This is a genomic window from Acinetobacter sp. V116_7 (genome assembly GCF_056735735.1).
Genome location: NZ_JBWZIF010000017.1, coordinates 13,598 through 32,346, shown reverse-complemented (window position 1 = coordinate 32,346; position 18,749 = coordinate 13,598). Strand labels below are relative to the sequence as shown.

Annotated in this window: 19 protein-coding genes and 1 pseudogene; 13 read left to right on the top strand and 7 right to left on the bottom strand. The window is 38.7% G+C overall.

From position 1 onward, the window contains the following. Positions 1–104: 104 nt before the first annotated feature. Positions 105–806, bottom strand: coding sequence for a DsbA family oxidoreductase (locus AC1PJP_RS07945; protein ID WP_111855678.1), 702 nt, complete (start codon positions 804–806; stop codon positions 105–107). A gap of 177 nt (positions 807–983) precedes the next feature. Between AC1PJP_RS07945 and AC1PJP_RS07940 the strand changes: the two genes are divergently transcribed. Then, positions 984–1,742, top strand: coding sequence for a hypothetical protein (locus AC1PJP_RS07940; RefSeq protein WP_479766779.1), 759 nt, complete (start codon positions 984–986; stop codon positions 1,740–1,742). Positions 1,743–1,763: 21 nt separating this feature from the next. Here AC1PJP_RS07940 and AC1PJP_RS07935 read toward each other — a convergent pair whose 3' ends face one another. Further along, positions 1,764–2,129, bottom strand: a complete 366-nt coding sequence (locus AC1PJP_RS07935) for a MerR family transcriptional regulator (protein WP_133975705.1) — start codon at positions 2,127–2,129, stop codon at positions 1,764–1,766. A gap of 71 nt (positions 2,130–2,200) precedes the next feature. Between AC1PJP_RS07935 and AC1PJP_RS07930 the strand changes: the two genes are divergently transcribed. Then, positions 2,201–2,848, top strand: coding sequence for an RBBP9/YdeN family alpha/beta hydrolase (locus AC1PJP_RS07930; protein WP_479766778.1), 648 nt, complete (start codon positions 2,201–2,203; stop codon positions 2,846–2,848). Positions 2,849–3,095: 247 nt separating this feature from the next. Continuing rightward, a complete protein-coding gene (locus AC1PJP_RS07925) occupies positions 3,096–3,587 on the top strand; it encodes a hypothetical protein (protein WP_213033743.1) in 492 nt (163 codons plus the stop codon). A 43-nt stretch (positions 3,588–3,630) separates the two neighbouring features. Here AC1PJP_RS07925 and fadA read toward each other — a convergent pair whose 3' ends face one another. Both fadA and fadB read right to left on the bottom strand, forming a co-directional pair. Further along, on the bottom strand, positions 3,631–4,803 hold the full coding sequence (fadA, locus tag AC1PJP_RS07920) for an acetyl-CoA C-acyltransferase FadA (RefSeq protein WP_479766777.1): 1,173 nt from the start codon (positions 4,801–4,803) through the stop codon (positions 3,631–3,633). Positions 4,804–4,815: 12 nt separating this feature from the next. After that, positions 4,816–6,969 carry a fatty acid oxidation complex subunit alpha FadB gene (fadB, locus tag AC1PJP_RS07915; protein WP_479766776.1) on the bottom strand — a complete coding sequence of 718 codons (2,154 nt, stop codon included), beginning with the start codon at positions 6,967–6,969 and terminating at the stop codon, positions 4,816–4,818. A gap of 571 nt (positions 6,970–7,540) precedes the next feature. On the opposite strand from fadB, the gene lpxO reads away from it, so the two are divergent. After that, positions 7,541–8,455 carry a lipid A hydroxylase LpxO gene (gene lpxO, locus AC1PJP_RS07910; protein WP_013199091.1) on the top strand — a complete coding sequence of 305 codons (915 nt, stop codon included), beginning with the start codon at positions 7,541–7,543 and terminating at the stop codon, positions 8,453–8,455. A 76-nt stretch (positions 8,456–8,531) separates the two neighbouring features. Here the strand turns inward: lpxO and AC1PJP_RS07905 are convergent, their stop codons facing one another. Next, on the bottom strand, positions 8,532–8,768 hold the full coding sequence (locus tag AC1PJP_RS07905) for a hypothetical protein (protein ID WP_479766775.1): 237 nt from the start codon (positions 8,766–8,768) through the stop codon (positions 8,532–8,534). Positions 8,769–8,801: 33 nt separating this feature from the next. Further along, positions 8,802–9,173: a transposase gene (locus tag AC1PJP_RS07900; protein ID WP_199943478.1), complete on the bottom strand. Its 372-nt coding sequence runs from the start codon at positions 9,171–9,173 to the stop codon at positions 8,802–8,804. Positions 9,174–9,312: 139 nt separating this feature from the next. Between AC1PJP_RS07900 and AC1PJP_RS07895 the strand changes: the two genes are divergently transcribed. The 6 genes from AC1PJP_RS07895 to AC1PJP_RS07870 all read left to right on the top strand — a co-directional run bounded on the left by AC1PJP_RS07895 (position 9,313) and on the right by AC1PJP_RS07870 (position 14,985). After that, positions 9,313–9,843, top strand: coding sequence for a peptidoglycan hydrolase (locus tag AC1PJP_RS07895; RefSeq protein WP_035332052.1), 531 nt, complete (start codon positions 9,313–9,315; stop codon positions 9,841–9,843). A gap of 133 nt (positions 9,844–9,976) precedes the next feature. Beyond that, entirely contained in the window at positions 9,977–11,776 is a 1,800-nt protein-coding gene (gene uvrC / locus AC1PJP_RS07890) for an excinuclease ABC subunit UvrC (RefSeq protein WP_199944918.1), read from the top strand. A gap of 120 nt (positions 11,777–11,896) precedes the next feature. Then, on the top strand, positions 11,897–12,691 hold the full coding sequence (locus AC1PJP_RS07885) for a thioesterase family protein (protein ID WP_005301789.1): 795 nt from the start codon (positions 11,897–11,899) through the stop codon (positions 12,689–12,691). Positions 12,692–12,809: 118 nt separating this feature from the next. After that, complete coding sequence (gene pgsA / locus AC1PJP_RS07880; protein ID WP_004795051.1) at positions 12,810–13,397, top strand: CDP-diacylglycerol--glycerol-3-phosphate 3-phosphatidyltransferase; 588 nt, start codon at positions 12,810–12,812, stop codon at positions 13,395–13,397. Between the two features lie 125 nt (positions 13,398–13,522). After that, entirely contained in the window at positions 13,523–14,377 is an 855-nt protein-coding gene (locus AC1PJP_RS07875; protein ID WP_479766774.1) for a methylated-DNA--[protein]-cysteine S-methyltransferase, read from the top strand. Then, complete coding sequence (locus tag AC1PJP_RS07870; protein ID WP_004795047.1) at positions 14,374–14,985, top strand: alpha-ketoglutarate-dependent dioxygenase AlkB family protein; 612 nt, start codon at positions 14,374–14,376, stop codon at positions 14,983–14,985. Before AC1PJP_RS07875 ends, AC1PJP_RS07870 begins: the two co-directional genes overlap by 4 nt. Before the next feature lie 184 nt (positions 14,986–15,169). Here AC1PJP_RS07870 and AC1PJP_RS07865 read toward each other — a convergent pair whose 3' ends face one another. Next, positions 15,170–15,943 carry an IclR family transcriptional regulator gene (locus AC1PJP_RS07865; protein WP_004795045.1) on the bottom strand — a complete coding sequence of 258 codons (774 nt, stop codon included), beginning with the start codon at positions 15,941–15,943 and terminating at the stop codon, positions 15,170–15,172. A 367-nt stretch (positions 15,944–16,310) separates the two neighbouring features. On the opposite strand from AC1PJP_RS07865, the pseudogene AC1PJP_RS07860 reads away from it, so the two are divergent. The 3 genes and pseudogenes from AC1PJP_RS07860 to AC1PJP_RS07850 all read left to right on the top strand — a co-directional run bounded on the left by AC1PJP_RS07860 (position 16,311) and on the right by AC1PJP_RS07850 (position 18,731). Then, positions 16,311–16,442, top strand: a pseudogene (locus AC1PJP_RS07860) (hypothetical protein). Next, positions 16,433–18,532 carry an FUSC family protein gene (locus tag AC1PJP_RS07855; protein WP_005301795.1) on the top strand — a complete coding sequence of 700 codons (2,100 nt, stop codon included), beginning with the start codon at positions 16,433–16,435 and terminating at the stop codon, positions 18,530–18,532. The pseudogene AC1PJP_RS07860 and the gene AC1PJP_RS07855 overlap by 10 nt, the downstream one beginning before the upstream one ends. Further along, positions 18,525–18,731, top strand: a complete 207-nt coding sequence (locus AC1PJP_RS07850) for a DUF1656 domain-containing protein (RefSeq protein WP_004795042.1) — start codon at positions 18,525–18,527, stop codon at positions 18,729–18,731. Before AC1PJP_RS07855 ends, AC1PJP_RS07850 begins: the two co-directional genes overlap by 8 nt. Positions 18,732–18,749: the final 18 nt, after the last annotated feature.

Below are 18,749 nucleotides of genomic sequence, written 5' to 3'. Positions count from 1 at the left end.
TCATAAACTGATTTTAAACAATTAGATAGTTCTTTTTTTAGAACGCTCTATTGCTAAAATGGTGATAAAACATACGATTTCATCACATTTTCAATTGTGTTGATTTATTTCTGTGGAATATCACATGATTCATCATCACAAACAGCAGCATCATCTTGCTCAACTGCTTCAGCATTTGCTTTAAGTTGTGCTTGCTCTAAGACTTTTAAAAAGACGTCACGTGGTTGAGCACCAGCGAGTGCAATTCTTTGGTCAAATACAAAAAATGGCACGCCAGTAACATTTAGCTGTTCTTTCGCAATTTTTTCATCATGACGAACAAAGTCAGATAGTTCATTTGTATCTAATACAAATTCAACTTCGGCATTATCAAGGCCAATACGAGAAGCGATTTCTTCAACAACCTCACGTTCGCCAATTGCCAGGCCTTCGGTCATATAAGCATGGAAAAAAGCTTCTTTTGCTTGGTTGCCTAAGCCTTTGCTTTGCGCAAGGTGAATAATACGGTGTGCATTGAAACTATTGCCAGAGTTAGCCTTTTGCCATTGGAAATCAATACCTTCAGAGGCAGCCATGGCCGCAATATTGCGCTCCATTTCTTCCATCTCTTCATAGGTACGGCCGTATTTTTTAGCCAAACGTTCTGTATTTGATGTGTCATGTTTTGCTGGCGCATCAGGATCTAATTCAAAACTATGCCAGTGAATTTCAAGCTCAATACCTGCTTCCGCAGCTACATGTTCAAGGCGTTTTTTGCCGATATAACAGAAAGGGCAAACTACATCAGACCAGACATCAACACGCATGGGAGAATCTCATAAATTTTAATTACCCATCATAATAGGGATGATGCACAAGGATTTAAAGCTTTGAGTAGCGAATACAGTGTTGCGTATTGTGAAATAAATGGCATATAAAGAAGAATAAGCTCTATTTTATAACTATAAAGAGCAAAACTATAAGAAGGGAAATAGGAGGTGTGTATGCGCCGAGTTTTGATTGCGATAGCAAGTCTGATTGTTGTCATAAGCATTATTTTTTTCACCTATCAACATATCAAGCAGCAGCAAGCCAAAGACAGTAGTCAAATGTTTGATGTCGTCATGACTGAAAAAATGAACCAGCTTTATCAACAAGCACAAGACTGGTCTAAACCCGTCGAGCTTAATATTCATGATAAACGGTTGGCAGGACACTATAAGCAAATTTCAGAATTTCTTTTAAGTTATTGGATTCAAAATATTAATGCACGAAATGCATATTTAAGAGAACTCAAAGCAGCCAAATGGGATACTTTTTTAAATGTTGATCGTCTAGATATTGATAAAAAGCAAAAGTTTGTAGAAACCGAGAAGATGTTAGCTGATGTCCGTATAGCTTCAGATCAGTATCAAACTGAATATGAAAAAATTCATAAAACTTTCTTAGCAAAGGTTCAAGAATTATCTGTGGATGCAGAGATGAGGCAACTGCTGGAAATGAAATTGGGGTCTCAACAAAAGGCTGATCAAGATCATGCAATTTTTATGATTGAACTACAAATTTTAGATAAAGCAGAAGAAATGTTTAAACTTCTAAAAAACTATCCATGGCAAAAGAAAGACCAAATGATTCTTTTTCATGAAAATGCTCAGGTCAAAAAATTTAACCAGCTTTACCAAGATGTTTTAAAGCTGAATGCAAAAGTTGAAAAAATTAAGAAAAGGAACGTAGCTGCATTAGAGGGAGATTTAAAAGAATAAATTAAACGTGAGCATCAAAATTTATGGATTGGTGCTCTCAGCTTTCCCTTTACTTAAAAAAGATTGTAATAAACTTTGAGAAGTTTGTAGTTTGATTAACTGCTGGGACACATGCATGAGCTCAGTTTGCAGCTTTTCTTGAACTACTGAACATAGCGTAAATACGCGTTCATCTAAATCAAAACAAGGTAACAAAGCCTGAATGTCTTTTAGATTCATTCCCGCATCATTTAATATTTTAATTTTCTTAATATTTTCAATATCTTTTTGCGTATAACTTCGATAGTTATTACTCGCCCGATGAGGCTGTATAAGCCCTAAACTCTCATAATAACGCAGCATACGAGGGCTTACTTTTGTGAGTTCGGCAACTTTGGCAAGGTTCATAAAATAGGGTTGACCTTAACAGTGGTGTCATAGTTTAGCATGTTTATATCTTTCAAAATGGTACTTGTTTCATGATCAGAAAACTCATTTTATTGGTGTTATTCGGCTTCATGTCATTTGTTGCAAATGCCAAAACAATTGAACTTCAGGAGAAGAACATGCGTCAAATATTTGTACTTCATGGTTATTCAGCCTCTATCGATGATCACTGGTTTTTAGATCTAAAACATCAAATAGAAGATGAACATACAACCGTTACTTTAATTCCATTTCCAGATTCTGAACATCCAGATGTAGATGCGTGGCAGAAGGTTTTAGACCAACATATTCCTGTTGTAAATGAAAATACCTATTTCGTTGCTCACAGTTTAGGGGTGATTACTTTGCTGCACTTTTTGCAACGACATGATTATCAAAACATTGGTGGAATGATTTTAGTATCCGGATTTTCTGGACCTATTTCAGATTTTTCTCCACTCGATGCTTATATAACAAAAAGCAAAGTCGATACGAGTTACTTTCATGACATAAAGAAAAAACTCGTTTATTTGTCTGATAACGATGATTTGGTTCCACCAAAACTTACGATTCAATTCGCTAAAGAAATTGATGCGCCGTACATTACAGTGCCTAATGGCGGTCATTTTTTAGGGCGGGAAGGTTATACAACATTTCCGCAAGTCGTGAATTCTTTAAAAGAGATGTTAGAGAGGGAATAAAATTTATAAGATAAATCGCACTCTATAATCTGGACACTTTTGTTTAAGTTATAGAGTGCATTTATATAATTGGACTCTTCTAATAAATAAAAGAACCTTACTATTACATTAAAAATTTTAACTCTATTTACCGTTTATCTGAGCCTTACTGAATCAAAACCAACTTTGTTGTAGCCTATTTATAGATACTTTTAATTTAATCATCATCTTTTAATTTGAATAGGGTGACTGATTTTTGGAGCAAGTTATGAACTTTCTAAAACAATCAGCTTTGATCGCTGCATTTGCTTTTATGGGGTTGCCGACTGTTCAAGCTGAAGAGGTTGCTACTCTACCAACAATTCGCGTTATGGCTGAATCTGAGCTACGTGAAGAAGTGGGGTTTGTACCGTTTCAAGAAGATAAAAAAGTGCGTCAGGCTCTGCAACATCGTGAGTATAAAACTCATTACGATATACAGAATGCTTTGGTCCCTGAAGGCATGACTACGGTAGATTATCAGCCAGTCATGGCACAGCCTGATTTGTCTCAACTTTCTCCGTTTTTGCAAGAATATATTTTAGCAGTAGCAGGGGGAATACAGTCCTCTGACCCGACCAACGGTATTTTTAAAATGTTAGAGCCTCTGAAAATTAACCGAAGTAATGTCGATGCTTATCGTGAGGGTACGATGAAAGTGAATATTACTGACCTCATAAATTTACAACAGCAAATTCAAGACGGTTTAAAAGGCCGATAAAAAAATCCCCGCATAAGCGGGGATTTTTTTATCTTGGTGTTAATTAAACACGTTCGATAATCGTTGCAATACCTTGACCAAGGCCGATACACATGGTCGCAAGACCAATTTGAGTATCTTGTTGTTCCATTACGTTCAACAACGTAGTTGTGATACGTGCACCAGAACAGCCTAGTGGGTGACCCAAAGCAATCGCACCACCATTTAAGTTAATGATGTCTTGCTTGTCATAAACGCCTAAGCCTTTCATTACTGATAAGCCTTGAGCAGCAAATGCTTCGTTTAATTCGATAGTTTGAATATCAGCCATCATTAAACCAGCACGTTTAAGCGCTTTTTGAGTTGCTGGAACTGGACCGTAACCCATGATTGCAGCGTCACAACCTGCAACTGCCATAGAGCGAATTACAGCGCGTGGTTTTAAACCTAACGCTTGTGCGCGCTCAGCAGACATAAGCAACATTGCAGAAGCGCCATCAGACAAAGCTGAAGATGTAGCCGCAGTTACCGTACCGCCTTTCGGATCGAATACAGGGCGTAATGCTTTGAACGATTCAATGTTTGCATCTGGACGAATCACTTCATCGATGTCACAAAGGATTTTAAAACCATTTGCGTCGTGACCTTCAACACCAACGATTTCGTTTTTGAAACGACCTTCTTGTGTTGCAGCCCAAGCACGGCGATGAGATTCAACACCAAATGCGTCTTGCTCTTCACGGCTAATGCCATTCATACGACCTAACATTTCAGCTGTTAAGCCCATCATGTTAGATGCTTTAGCGTAGTGTTTAGATGCTTCTGGATTAAGGTCGATGCCATGCATCATACCTACGTGACCCATGTGCTCTACACCACCAATAATGAAGATATCACCTTGGTTTGTTGCGATCTGTGCAGCAGCCGTATGAAGTGCTTGCATAGAAGAACCACAAAGACGGTTAACAGTTTGACCTGCCACAGTTTTTGGTAGGTCAGCCAATAGACCGATGTTACGTCCAATGTTCATACCTTGCTCTAGAGTCTGGTTTACACAGCCCCAGATTAAGTCTTCAACTTCATTGGTATCAAACTGGTTACGAGCAACGAGTGCACGAACTAATTCAGCAGATAAGCTGTCAGCACGTACATTGCGGAACATACCGTTTTTGGTTTTACCCATTGCAGAACGTACGCCATCAACGATGACAACGTCACGTGGATTTAAAGTAGCCATTCACGTTGCTCCTTAACCGTAGAATTTTTTGTTGTTAGCAGCCATGTCACGCAACATTTGTGGCGCTTCATAAGCCTTACCTAAGTGTGCATATTTGTCGCAAAGTGCAACATATTCAGCAACACCTGTCTGGTCGATATAACGACATGGACCACCACGGAATGGAGGGAAACCTACACCCATAATCATTGCCATGTCTGCTTCAGCAGCAGTTGCAACGATGTTGTCTTCTAAGCAACGAACTGTTTCGTTACAGAAAGCAAGCATCATGCGGTCAATGATTTCTTGGTTATCAAACTCGCGTTTTTCACCCGTTACGAAAGGAGCAATGATTTCATACGCTGTTGGATCAACAGTTTTTGCTTTCTTGCCTTTCTTATCGAGTTCATATTTGTAGAAACCAACGTCATTCTTTTGACCAAGACGTTTAGCTTCGTACATTGCTTGGATTGAACCTTTATAGTCTGGCTTCATACGGTCTGGGAAACCTTCAGCCATAACTTCTGCGCCATGAACACCCGTGTCGATACCAACAACGTCGATGAGGTAAGCAGGGCCCATTGGCCAGCCAAATTTAGACATTACATTGTCAACTTGCTGGAAGTCTGCGCCGTCTTTTACAAGAAGGTCAAACGCACCAAAGTAAGGGAACAATACACGGTTAACCAAGAACCCTGGGCAGTCGTTTACAACGATTGGTGTTTTACCCATTTTTTGAGCAAGCACAACAGTAGTTGCAATCGCTTCTTCAGAAGTCTTTTCACCACGAATGACTTCTACAAGCGGCATCATGTGAACAGGGTTGAAGAAGTGCATACCTACAAAGTTTTCAGGACGCTGTAATGCTTTCGCTAAACGTGTAATTGAAATTGTAGACGTGTTAGACGCAATAATCGTGTTTTCACGAACATGCTTTTCAGTATCTGCAAGAACGATTTCTTTAACTTTTGGATTTTCTGTAACCGCTTCGATCACGATGTCGACTTCTTTAAACTCATCGTAGCTTAAAGTAGGGCGGATACGTGCAAGGGTTTCACCCATTTGCGCAGGTTTCATTTTCTTACGTTCAACTTGTTTAGTTAACAAGCTGTTCGCTTCTGACATACCTAGTGCAAGTTGTGGGTTACCAATATCTTTCATGATAATTGGAGTGCCTTTGCTTGCCGCTTGGTAAGCAATACCACCACCCATGATACCAGCGCCAAGTACAGCTGCTTGGTTTACTGGGTGCGCACCTTTTTCATGTTTTTTAGCAGTTTTCTTAACAACTTGGTCATTGAGGAATAAACCAATCAATGCACCAGCTTGTGGAGTAATCGCCGCTTTAGCAAAACCTTCGGCTTCTGCTTTTAATGCTTCGTCACGCGCAAGGCTTGCACCTGCTTGTAATGAATCAAGTAATAATTTTGGAGCAGGGTATTGAGCAGGATTTGCTTTAGCAAGTACAGCACCTTTTGCTGTGTTGAAAGCCATCATTTGTTCAAGTGGGTTCAATTTTACAGCATCAAGTTTTTCTTGACGTTTTGCTTTCCAGTTCAAACGACCAGAAATTGCTTGCTTCACTAAATCAGTTGCAGCTTCAAGTAATTTATCAGCAGCTACAACCGCATCTACAGCACCATCTTTTAGTGCAGCAGCTGGTTTTTTAGGAGCAGCCATTGCCATCCATTCAACCGCGTTGTCGATACCGATAACACGGCTTAAACGTACGCTACCGCCAAAACCTGGGTAGATACCAAGTTTAATTTCTGGTAAGCCCACTTGTGCAGCTTCTGACATCACACGATAGTCACACACTAAACACATTTCAAAACCGCCGCCTAACGCCATACCGTTAATAGCAACAACTTTTGGAATCTCTAAATCTTCAAAGCTATTGAAGATTTCGTGAACAGGCATAAGCCAGTTAACAATCGCTTTTTCGCCTTGAGCGAAGTTTTCACCAAATTCGGTAATGTCTGCCCCAACAATAAATGTTGATTTGCCCGACGTAACAACTAAGCCTTTAATATCGTTATTTGCTTTTACCGCAGCAATAGCAGCTTGGAAATCTTCAATTGTTGCACGGTTAAATTTATTGACCGACTCACCTTGTAAGTCAAAGCGGAATTCTGCAATTCCGTCCGAAAGCATTTGGACGGTAATGGCATTGCCAGCGTGGATCATGCCTGATCTCCTTGGTTTTGGAGGACTTCTAAGTTGATGTTATGAAGCGTGTGCACAGCTTTGGTACACATTTATGCTTCGCTAATCTTACGATAACTATATCTAAAAAAAACCTGACAAGTTGTATCAAGCCGTGACGCAAGGGTCATCTTATTTATTATTCAATTCATCTGTATTAAATTGCATAAAAGAAATCATAAAGATAGCTGCTAATCAAAGGCTTTTGTTTTGCTTTAAATTTTTCTTTATAAAGCTCTGGAGTTATCACACTTTCTTATAAAAAATATGAAAATTCAAAAGTTAGTTTTTTGTCAAAAAAGTCAATTGTTCAATTTTTATCTTAAAAAAGCGAATAAAAATAACAACAAGTTTAACTTCTTAAAGTGCTGAAAAAATACTGAGGGTTCTTTTATTTCTTATAAAAATATGAGACCTATTATTTGACTTATTTTTTACATTCGCTTTTTATAAGTCAATTTTGTTAAAATTTGTGCCAATTAAATAAACTTCCGGTTTCTATTGCCTTAAATATAAGGTGAAGTTGCCCCTAATCTTTTGAAAGAGTAGCAATATGATTAAGTGGATCATATTAGCGATTTTTGTGATATCAGCATTGTATATCCAGCATCGCGGCAAAGTGCGTCACTCGTTTTATCGTCAGTTTTTTGACCATTCAACCTTGCTCGCACCGATTAACTTTTTAATGTACATCTTTTCAAAGGTGCCGAATCAACCTTATATCGACACCCAGCATTTTAAAGATTTAAAAGTGTTGGATGAAAATTGGGAAATGATTCGTGATGAAGCGAAAGCTTTATATGACCAAGGTGGAATCAAAGCTTCAAGTACATATAACGACTTAGGTTTTAACTCATTCTTTAAAACAGGTTGGAAGCGTTTTTACTTAAAATGGTATGAGTCAAGTCATCCGTCTGCTGCTGAGCTCTGCCCGAAAACCACAGCACTTCTTAAAACATTGCCGACAATTAAAGCCGCTATGTTTACCGAGCTTGCACCTGACAGCCGTTTGGTAAGACACCGTGACCCATATGCAGGTTCACTGCGTTATCATTTGGGTTTAATTACGCCAAATGATGATCGTTGTTTTATTGATGTTGATGGTGAAAGATACTCTTGGCGAGATGGCCAAAGTATTGTATTTGATGAAACCTATATTCACTATGCTGAAAATAAGACTGATCAAAACCGTATTATTTTCTTTGCAGATGTTGAACGACCGATGAAAGTGAAATGGATGGAACGTTTCAATCATTGGTTTGGTCGTAAAGTGATGACTGCTGCAAGTTCACCGAATGAAACAGGTGACCAAACAGGTGGTTTAAATAAAGCTTTTGGTTATGTTTATCAAATTCGCATTAAAGCTAAAGCATTAAAAGCTAAAAACCGTAAGTTGTATTACTTCTTAAAATGGTTATTAATGCTTGGGATTTTCTTCCTGATTTTTGTCCGACCATATATATTTTAATTAAAACGCCCGAAAGGGCGTTTTTTGTTTTAAGCTAAAATAACCTGTTAGAAGGAATAGATTATTAATAAAATCATTAGTCAATAAGTTTACCATTTTTGAAGACTTGAATAAGACTTCCTTGCCAACCATAGATGACAACACGGTCTATCTCTGATTCAATCATTAAATATCCTTTTTCTATATCACTTTCAACAATAATCTCTACTTCAGAATTTGACTCAATATTATATTCTTCTGCCCAAGGTTCGAGTATTAATTTGATTTTCTCGTTTTTCGAGTTTTTATAAATAAGCTTTTGTTTTAATATCATAATTATATTTCCATTATTATAATTCATTATATATCATTGTGATATGTCTCTTTCTTTTATTTTGGTAAGGAATTCATCCTGTAGATCTCCATTTAAAATTACTGTCTTCTCATTTTCTGTATATGTCAGCGTAAAGTCACCAGGGATCTGATTTAAGGTCACAGGACCATCAATAATACCTAGAATTATACTTGTAGTATCAATAGTCGTCTGTTTAATGATTTTAAATAAGGTTTCCTTATCTTTTTGAGATAAAGATTGATAAAAAGTGAGAGCATCAAACCAGTAGGGATCTTCTTTAATTTTATTATCGATTAAAGTAGATGAGTAAATCTGTTTATAAGTATCGATATATTCGTCTGAAATAGTATTTATAAGTTCTTTGACAAATTCTTTAGTATTCATAGAAATTAACCTTTATTGAATTTTGTGACTCATTTCACAGTGCTGGCAATTTGTTACAACTATTAAAAGCCAAGGACCAATTTTGATTCTACAATGGCGCGGTTTTTTCGAAGACTGGTTAGCGGAAGTAGGTTTTAAAATGGCTCATGCTCATCACGCAGTTCATGCACATGTTCATCATATCGAAGAGAGAAAAGAAGAAAGCTCTCAAGATGATTTAAAAATGAAAGTGATGTTAAGACAAGCAGCTTCGTCGACTGAAAAACATAAAAAAACTGATGTGAAAATTCATCAATCTGAAGATCAAAATATTAATTTGCACAAGTTCTCAAGTAAGCTTGAAAGTATATCTGCCAACCATAGTAAAGAGAAATGTGCCAAAAATATTCGCATTGCTTTACAAGCAGCAGGAGCGGATGTGTCTAAGCATCCAGTAGCAGCTTCAGACTGGGGGCATACGCTTGAGAAGAATGGTTATAAGAAAATTAAACCTGCTTTTAATCGTCCTCAAGAAGGCGATATTTATATTATTGAGCGGACAAGTGGCCACACATATGGTCATATTGCGGGATATACAGGGAATGGCTGGTTCTCAGATTTTCGTCAAAAAACCTATGCGGTCTATAAAGAAAAAGATGTGAAATATAGCTACTATCGCCTCGATTCTTAAGCGAGTACGACATAGTCTGTCGGGGCATATCCAAATCTGTTTCCAAATTTGGCTTGTGGCACAGTAAAGCACTTGAAAACTCAGGTTGAAAACATCACATTAGGTATTCAGTATTAAGCCATGTCTGCCGATAGTGAATCAAAACGCTCGTCCCCATATTGAAAAAATTTTAGCCCACATGACCCAACTTCCAGGCGTTTATAAAATGCTAGGGAAAGAGGGCGAATTGTTATATGTCGGCAAAGCGAAAAACCTAAAGAATCGGGTATCGAGTTATTTTGTTAAAACTATTGAGCATCCTAAAACTCAGGCCTTAGTTGCCAGAATTTATGATATTGAAACTTTAGTCACTCGTTCAGAAACTGAAGCACTACTCCTTGAGCAAAATTTAATTAAACAGCATCGTCCGCCTTATAACATCATGCTGCGGGACGATAAGTCATATGTCTATATTTTTGTGTCGGCAGATAAGCCCTATCCTCGGCTTGCTAGTGGTCGCGGCAAAGGGAAGCACCAAATTGGTAAGTTCTTTGGACCTTATCCAAGTGCCTATAGTGCCCGTGATACTTTACTCGTTCTACAAAAGCTTTTTAATGTACGCCAGTGTGAAAATAGCTACTTTGCACAGCGCAAGCGCCCGTGTTTGCAATATCAGATCAAGCGTTGTTCTGCACCTTGTGTAGGGCTGATTTCACCCGAAGATTATAAAGAAGACATTAATAATAGTATTCGCTTTTTGCAAGGTGATACGAAAGAACTTAATCAAGAGCTCATTGCCAAAATGGAACAAGCAGCAGCAGAACTTGAATTTGAAAAAGCTGTTTTTTACCGTGATCGACTATCTTTACTTCGTGAAGTTCAAGCGCAACAGGCCGTTTTTAAGGTCAAAGGTGAGGCGGATATTCTGGCCATTGCATATCAGGCTGGCGTGACGTGTGTGCAGATTATGTATGTACGCAATGGGCGAATGCTAGGTGGAAAAAGTTATTTCCCTGACATGCTAGGCGATGACCTTGGGCAAATGCTTAGTGACTTTATGGCAAACTTTTACTTTCAGGTTGCAGATGAAGTACCCAATGAACTCATTGTAAACATTGCTTTACCTGACCGTAAAGAATTAGAAGAAGCATTGGCACAGCAGTTTGGCAAAAAGGTTCAGATTAAGAGTAATGTTCGAGAAACTCGTGCCGAATGGCTAGAGTTAGCTGAAATGAATGTTCAACATGCCATTAAGGGGCAGTTGAGTAACCATTTAGAACTCAATGAACGTTTCCATCAGTTAGAGCAAGTGATTGGAAGACCCGTTGATCGTATCGAATGTTTTGATATTAGCCATACCATGGGCGAAGCTCCAATTGCGTCGTGTGTGGTATTTGACCAAGGTGGTGCTCGTAAGCGTGACTATCGCCAATTTGCCATTCAAGACATTACCGCAGGCGATGACTATGCTGCTATGCGCCAAGCCTTAACACGCCGTTATAAAAAAGCCATATTGCCTGATCTGTTGTTGATTGATGGTGGTAAAGGTCAGCTTCACATGGCGATGGAAGTTATGCAAGAGCTTGGGCTCGATGCTTTTATGGTTGGTGTATCGAAAGGTGAAGGGCGTAAACCGGGCCTTGAGACCCTGCATTTTACAGATGGCACAAAAATCCAGTTACCCGAAGATCATAAAGCGTTGCACTTGATTCAACAGGTACGTGATGAAGCCCATCGCTTCGCAATTACTAAACACCGAGCTAAACGTGATAAACGCCGTAGCACTTCAGTTTTAGAAGCGATTCCGGGATTGGGTCCAAAGCGCCGTCGAGATTTATTAACTCATTTTGGTGGGATTCAAGGTGTTTTAAAAGCATCTGAAAAAGAGCTTACGCTTGTGCCTGGTTTGGGGGAAATGATGGCCCGAACGATTTATAAAATTCTGCATGAATAAGCATCGTTTTAAAGGCGGAGTGACAAAATAGCTCGCCCATTACTAAAGGATTGACCATTCACATTCCAATCAAAATGAGGAAAGATCGTCCCTAATAACACTTTTGTTTTAGGGAAAGGAATGTCTTTGCTGCAATTGTTTGAAGAAATAAAACAAAAGGAATGGATTGAAATACCTGAAGGGTGGCTGCAAGGACGGACAGTGTTTGGCGGTCTTGTTGCGGGATTGCTGATGCAAAAAGCGTGCGCCAATATTCAAGATCCAAATAAAAGATTATTAAGTTGTAGTGTTACTTTTGTGGGACCTGTACAGCAGGGGCCTGCTCAATTGACTGTTGAAATTTTAAGGGAAGGGAAGTCGGTCACTACACTTGAAACCCGTTTATGGCAAGATGGCGCGGTACAAACTATTTTGGTCGCGAGCTTTGGTGTGCCTCGTGCGTCGAATATTGAAGTACGGCAAGAACCTATTGTGCCAATTTATGCACCACCCGAAGATTTACAACCGATTCCTTTTGCTAGACAAATGCCAGAATGCTATCAACATTTTGATGTATGCTGGGCAGAAGGTCATTATCCTGTTACAGGAAGTCAGTATGCTGACTTTGGAGGATGGTCAAGGTTCTCTCCAGAGAAGCATGAAAATCGTCAAATGACATTGCCAGATTTAATTGTTTTGATGGATATTTGGCCACCTGGTGTATTGCCGATGTTTAAACAAGTTGCTCCTGCAAGTTCTTTAACTTGGCACATTACCTATGTCCATCCATTTCCACATCAATTATGTGATTGGTTTAAATATAAAGTGGTGACTGAATATGCTGGTGAAGGTTATTCCACGGAATATGCCCATCTTTGGGACCAAAATGATCATTTAATTGCAATTTTACGGCAAACTGTTACGGTATTTACCTAAGCAGTCCACTTCCTCGATTCGTATATTTCGTATAAAGTGGCTGTTACAGATAGATACAATATTGAAGAATGTATTTTTGTCTGTTACAAGATGCATGAAGACTAAATTGGCGGTGTTTATGACCACAGGGCGAATCCTGAATATCCCAAATATCCTAACGTTGGCGCGTATCGCGCTTATTCCTGTATTTTTGGTGATTGCGTATTGGCCGCCTGCAATGGGTATTGGTGAGCAAGCAGGGAATATGAGTCGTCATATTATCTTGACGGCTATTTTTGTGTTGGCTGCTATTACCGATTGGTTTGATGGCTATTTGGCACGAACTTTAAACCAGACTTCAGCATTTGGCCGTTTTTTAGATCCAGTTGCAGATAAGCTCATGGTGGCGGCAGCACTTATTGTTTTGGTGCAGTGGAATCCAACCATTTCAATGGCTTTTGCGGCAATTGTCATTATTTCACGGGAAATTACAGTTTCTGCTTTACGTGAGTGGATGGCAGAACTTGGCGCAAGAACGAGTGTAGCTGTATCAACAGTAGGTAAATATAAAACAGCTTTTCAGATGATTGCCATTAGTGTGTTCTTACTCAATTGGCAACCTTTAGAAATGTTGGCTTACGCGTTGTTATATACAGCGGTCATTCTAACTTTATGGTCAATGTTTATTTATCTTAAAGCGGCTTGGCCATATTTAAAGCAACCTTAAGCACATATTGAATGATTAAGCCTTTCTATAATGAAAGGCTTTTTTATTTTCGAAAGTGCAAGAATCGGGTCGTCATGGGGCTTTAGCTACTTTAATGTAAGATATGAATGCTAAGGAGGTGACACATGCAAATGCTTTCTTCTCGGCAATTTGCTGTAATTGCCAATGTAATTGAATATTTATATGAACATCTAGACCAACAACCGAGTCTGGACCATGTTGCGAGCCATATGAATTTAAGTTCAGGTTATATCCAACGTCAGTTTCAGGAATGGGTAGGTATTAGTCCGAAAAAATTTGTTCAATATATGAGTTTGCAGCAGGCTAAATATTATTTGCTGCAAAAGCGAAGCTTATTAGAAACTGCTTTAAACACAGGTTTGTCGGGTACTGGTCGTTTACATGATCTGTTTATTCAGCTCGAAGGGATGACACCTGGTGAATATAAACAGCAAGGCGAAGGCGTGATTCTTAATTATTCGGTTGAGACCAGTCCATTTGGTGAGCTGTTGGTGCTAAGTAGTGAAAAGGGTATATGTTCTATACGGTTTATCGAAACTCACGAGAATATTGAAGATTTAATTAAGCAGTATTTTCCAAAAGCTCAATTGAAAAATCAGTCACCGATTTGGCATAAACAAGTTGCAGAATGGTTCGAACAAGATTTTTCAGAACACTTACAGCAGAAACTTCCTCTTAATTTGGCTGGAACCCCATTCCAACTGCAAGTCTGGGAAGCGTTACTGACCATTCCAGAAGGTCAATTGCGGACCTATCAAGATATTGCAGAGCAAATTGGCAAACCTAAAGCGGTACGAGCTGTTGCCACCGCAATTGGACAAAATCCGATTGCATATTTGATTCCCTGTCATCGAGTGATCCGCGCAACAGGAATGGTCGGAGAATATCATTGGCAAAAGGGGCGTAAATTGGCATTGTTAGCTTGGGAGATGTCAAAGCAACATGGAGAGACCGTATGACCTTGGATTTATTTTCTCCAGAGCCTTGTGAGAATTTATTACCCTACGATGGTGAAGTTCAGGACTATGGTTGTATTTTAAGCCCTGAAGAAGCTGAACAATATTTTCATTATCTTTACCAGCACCTCGCGTGGAAACATGACGAGGCTAAGTTGTATGGCAAGCACTTTATAACAGCTCGAAAAGTTGCATGGTATGGAGATGACTACTATCAATATAAATATTCGGGTGTCGCACGTGATTCTTTGCCGTGGGACAAAGCACTCGCCAAACTAAAACAACAGGTAGAGCAAATACTTTCAGAGAAATTTAATTCTTGCTTAGCAAATCTCTATGAAGATGGAACTCAAGGTATGGCTTGGCACAGTGATTCGGATGTGTCTTTGGCAAAAACCACAACAATTGCTTCTTTAAGCTTTGGTGCTACCCGAAAATTTTCTTTTAGACATATTCAAAGTAAAGAGAAAGTTGAATTATGGCTCCAGCCAGGTCAACTCATTGTGATGCGTGGTGAGACACAACAATATTGGCAACACCGTTTAAATCGCTCAACAAAAATTTTACAACCACGTATTAATCTTACTTTTCGGCAATTTCAGTTCTTATAAAAATTGGATAAGAAAAAAGCCCATGATGGCAACATGAGCTTATTCCTCTGAGGGGGATGCTTCTATTGATGAGCTGCTGATGAAAAGAATCACCAATAGGAGCTAAAATCATAATATGAGAATATTGTGAGATATTCAATATTTTAAAGTGTAAGAAAAGGTTAAATTATCATAAGGTGGAGTTTTAGATTTCACCTTTTTCAGATAACTCCATAAAACGCTGCTCAATAAGTGCTGCATTTTCTTGTAAAATTTCGATGAGCTTTTCAACATTTAAAAAATCAAAACGATTTTTAGAGGCAACTAGAGTTAAAGCTAAAGGCACTTCTTTGTTCGAAAAACGTACTGGAACGGCAAGCCCAGAAACATTTGGGTCAATCTCACCTTGTGAGAAATAGAAGCCTTGTTTTTTAATTTTTCGCATACGCTGAATAAAGCTCGGTTCATCTTCAGCAAAACCTGATTGTTTTAATTCTTGTTGATAACGATGATAGTAATCTTGCATCCGTTGTTTACTTAAATGCGAAACCATCGTTTTTGGAGATGACCCAACGTAAATCGGTCTTGGGCAGCCTCGACCATACGAGAGCAGTTCAGTGTCTTTAAATATTTCATGATGAATGTCGATGCAATAGTCATCATTTAAATAGGTGAGCAAGCAGCACAGTTCGGTGCGCTCTACAATATTTCGCATAAACGGTGTGCTGATTTGAACTAATGGGTCTGTTGTGCGAGATATGTAGTCAAGAACTGCAATTTTTGAGCCTAAGGTATAATCGCCAGATGTCCCATTAATGCGTTTTAATAGATCAGTAGACACTAATTCTTTGAGGTAACGGTAACTGGTTGGTTTAGACAAGCCAAGTTCTTCGCAAATAATATCGACATTAATGACTGGACGCGAAACTGAAAATAAGTCCAGTACGGTTAAAATTTTGCCAAAACTTGAAATTGCCATAGTGTCTTGTTCGTATCCTTTAACAATGAGTCATCTTTGAGTTTTTATAACAGAAAAAAAGAGAATTTGTCTCAATTCTAAAATAAATGCCTGATTTGAGTATTTTACTCTGACAAAGAGAAAACTTCTCTTGGCTAATACATCATATACGATAATTAAAAAACATATCAAATTATCAAATAGAGATATTTTAGTTGACTAAATTGCTTTATTTTGAAAAAATTGCCAAACAAAATATCTAATCGAGAAATTAGTCGGTTCTAGGCGAATTTCTTGATACCTCTTCTTTCCAAAGTTTGGCCGTTTAAATAGCGCCCAAATTGAAATCATCTGGGCCAATCAGGCAGGATGTGGAAAAATCATTGTATTGAAGGATGCTCCTCATCTCATTTGCTTTTAGGCAAATGGCAAAGTTTTGTTGTCTCTAGAAAGACAATTGAACATTGAAGGGCATGCTCATCAGTTCAAATCTTTATTTGAGATGAGTTCATGTTATTAAAGCAAATACTGGCGTTTCGCCCGAGTAGGCTTGATCTGATCTTTGCAATAAAAACATTTATTGCCGGAATGTTGGCGTTATTTGTTTCATTTGAATTAGATCTGATTAACCCGATGTGGTCGATTGGTACAGTCCTGATTATTGCCAATCCTTATTCAGGAATGGTGTCCTCTAAGTGTGTCTATCGTGTTATAGGAACGATGGGTGGGGCAGTAGTTGCCTTAACGCTAACGCCACATCTCATTAATACACCTTGGTTGTTTACCGTGGTGTTGTCGTTGTGGGTGGGTTTTGCACTTTATGTGTCTTTACTTGACCGGACTCCACGCAGTTATGCTTTTATGCTGGCGGGTTACTCGACAGCCATGATTGTCTTTAATGCGATTACGTATATTGATCAATACAATATTTTTGATATTGCTTTAGCTCGGGTCATTGAGATTTCGATTGGGGTGATTTCAAGTGCTGTGGTTTCTGCCACGATTCTTCCAATGCACATTGGTTCTGCGATTAAGCAGCGCGTGATCAAAACGCTTAAAGATACAGAAAATCTGTTTGCTAATTTATTAACTGCTGATCCTCAGCAGAACAATACTCAACTTTTAGCCACTATTACCCGTGATACCACAGATATTCATGCTTTGGCAGTACATTTGAGTTATGAGAAGGGTGAATTGCATGGCATGACCAAGCCTTTGCAGGAAATGCTTCATCAAATCTCAATGGTCGTTGCTAATCTGGTCGCTTTATCTGAACGTATTAAGCAGCTTCAAGAACTTCGGTTTATCGAAACTCATTCAGAAAAACTGCAACAGCTCTCAGCACATGTTGTTCATTTTCTGGAGCAAAAAGATTTAATTATTGATGAAAATATTTTGCAGTTACCAGATGAGTTTGAAAGTGATTTCTTGAGTTTGATGGAATCGGCTTCGACACATCAGCAAGTTTTGGTCGCAGCTATGAAAATGGATGTACGTCATTTCATTAGCAATGTTTTAGCGGTTAAAGTCTTGTGGCAAAGAATTCAGCAAGGCAATAAAGAAATCCCTGACAACATTACGCCAATGACCACCAAATATCCAAGTTTACACCGTGACCATGGTGTGGCTATTCGAGGTGGCATTAGTGCAGTTCTTATTACATTTATTGTGACTGGGGTCTGGATTATTTCGGGATGGAAAGCTGGATTTATGATGGCGCAAATGGGCGCAGTAACAGCCTGTATTTTAACGGCCTTAGATAATCCCGTTCCGGTTTTACGTATTTTTATCTGGGGCAGTATTGCTTCAGCAGTTTTAGTCTTTGTTTATGCATTTGGTATTTTCCCTCATGTCACCACATTCTGGGAACTTGGACTGGTTCTATTGCCGATGTTCCTGTTTGCTGTGTCTATGATGGCCAATCAAATGCTTATGCCAGTAGGCATGGTCTTGGGTATTAATACCATGATGGGCCTGAATCTACACAATGCTTATAGCATGGATGCGGTGTCTTATCTTGATGGTTCTTTTGCCATGATTTTAGGTGTCTTAGTGTCTTTAGTTGTTATCGACGTTGTTCGTGCAATGTCTCCAGACACGAGTGCCAGCCGTATTCTGGCCTTGCATTATCGTGCAATGAGACAAGCGATCTATTTGCCTTATGGTCTTGATTTTAAAGTTCACCTACGCAGTATGCTGGACCGAATTGGAATTCTTAACAGTAAAGTAGTGCAATCTAATGAGATTAAAACCTCAATTCATCAAGCATTGATTGAGTCGAGCAGTATTGTCGATTTAAGTAGATTACAAGAACTGGCAAATCAGTCTCCGCAAAATTCAGAACTGGCTCATCACATCGGAAATTTGCAACAAAATCTAGATGAATTGTTTAGAGCCAAAGAAAATGATGTAGATAATACGGTGGCTTTGGTTGAGCAAATCCATCACGGTTTATTTGAATTAAAACAGCTTGCTTCAAATATTGAAGATATGACGATGCGACAAAGATTACTCATTTCACTTAACAATATTGCTTATAGCATGTGTCATGTTTCATCAGATCAAATGAATGAGAACAGTACCTTGAGAGGAGCGACAGCAAATGGGTGAGTTTAATGTTTATGGTATTTACGTGCCTTCTTTGCTCGTTCAAGCCCTCTTGGCATATATATGTTTTCGTGGGTTAAGTCCTTTGACCAACAAGTGGATTGCACAAGGCTGGATTGCATTACCTAGTATTTTCAATTTGTGCTTTTACCTTTTATTGCTTTTGGTAATACATCAAATTTTTGTTGGGGTGGGTGCATAGAGATGATTGCGAAATTAA

Excerpts from the sequence above, each read along its gene's own strand:
- fadA (WP_479766777.1), bottom strand. The coding sequence starts at position 4,803 with ATGGCTACTTTAAATCCACGTGACGTTGTCATCGTTGATGGCGTACGT.
- AC1PJP_RS07850 (WP_004795042.1), top strand. The coding sequence starts at position 18,525 with ATGGGTGAGTTTAATGTTTATGGTATTTACGTGCCTTCTTTGCTCGTT.
- pgsA (WP_004795051.1), top strand. The coding sequence starts at position 12,810 with ATGACCACAGGGCGAATCCTGAATATCCCAAATATCCTAACGTTGGCG.
- AC1PJP_RS07870 (WP_004795047.1), top strand. The coding sequence starts at position 14,374 with ATGACCTTGGATTTATTTTCTCCAGAGCCTTGTGAGAATTTATTACCC.
- lpxO (WP_013199091.1), top strand. The coding sequence starts at position 7,541 with ATGATTAAGTGGATCATATTAGCGATTTTTGTGATATCAGCATTGTAT.
- AC1PJP_RS07855 (WP_005301795.1), top strand. The coding sequence starts at position 16,433 with ATGTTATTAAAGCAAATACTGGCGTTTCGCCCGAGTAGGCTTGATCTG.
- AC1PJP_RS07905 (WP_479766775.1), bottom strand. The coding sequence starts at position 8,768 with ATGATATTAAAACAAAAGCTTATTTATAAAAACTCGAAAAACGAGAAA.
- AC1PJP_RS07935 (WP_133975705.1), bottom strand. The coding sequence starts at position 2,129 with ATGAACCTTGCCAAAGTTGCCGAACTCACAAAAGTAAGCCCTCGTATG.
- AC1PJP_RS07940 (WP_479766779.1), top strand. The coding sequence starts at position 984 with ATGCGCCGAGTTTTGATTGCGATAGCAAGTCTGATTGTTGTCATAAGC.
- AC1PJP_RS07885 (WP_005301789.1), top strand. The coding sequence starts at position 11,897 with ATGTCTTTGCTGCAATTGTTTGAAGAAATAAAACAAAAGGAATGGATT.
- AC1PJP_RS07925 (WP_213033743.1), top strand. The coding sequence starts at position 3,096 with ATGAACTTTCTAAAACAATCAGCTTTGATCGCTGCATTTGCTTTTATG.
- fadB (WP_479766776.1), bottom strand. The coding sequence starts at position 6,969 with ATGATCCACGCTGGCAATGCCATTACCGTCCAAATGCTTTCGGACGGA.
- AC1PJP_RS07930 (WP_479766778.1), top strand. The coding sequence starts at position 2,201 with ATGATCAGAAAACTCATTTTATTGGTGTTATTCGGCTTCATGTCATTT.
- AC1PJP_RS07945 (WP_111855678.1), bottom strand. The coding sequence starts at position 806 with ATGCGTGTTGATGTCTGGTCTGATGTAGTTTGCCCTTTCTGTTATATC.
- AC1PJP_RS07875 (WP_479766774.1), top strand. The coding sequence starts at position 13,523 with ATGCAAATGCTTTCTTCTCGGCAATTTGCTGTAATTGCCAATGTAATT.
- AC1PJP_RS07895 (WP_035332052.1), top strand. The coding sequence starts at position 9,313 with ATGGCTCATGCTCATCACGCAGTTCATGCACATGTTCATCATATCGAA.
- AC1PJP_RS07865 (WP_004795045.1), bottom strand. The coding sequence starts at position 15,943 with ATGGCAATTTCAAGTTTTGGCAAAATTTTAACCGTACTGGACTTATTT.
- AC1PJP_RS07900 (WP_199943478.1), bottom strand. The coding sequence starts at position 9,173 with ATGAATACTAAAGAATTTGTCAAAGAACTTATAAATACTATTTCAGAC.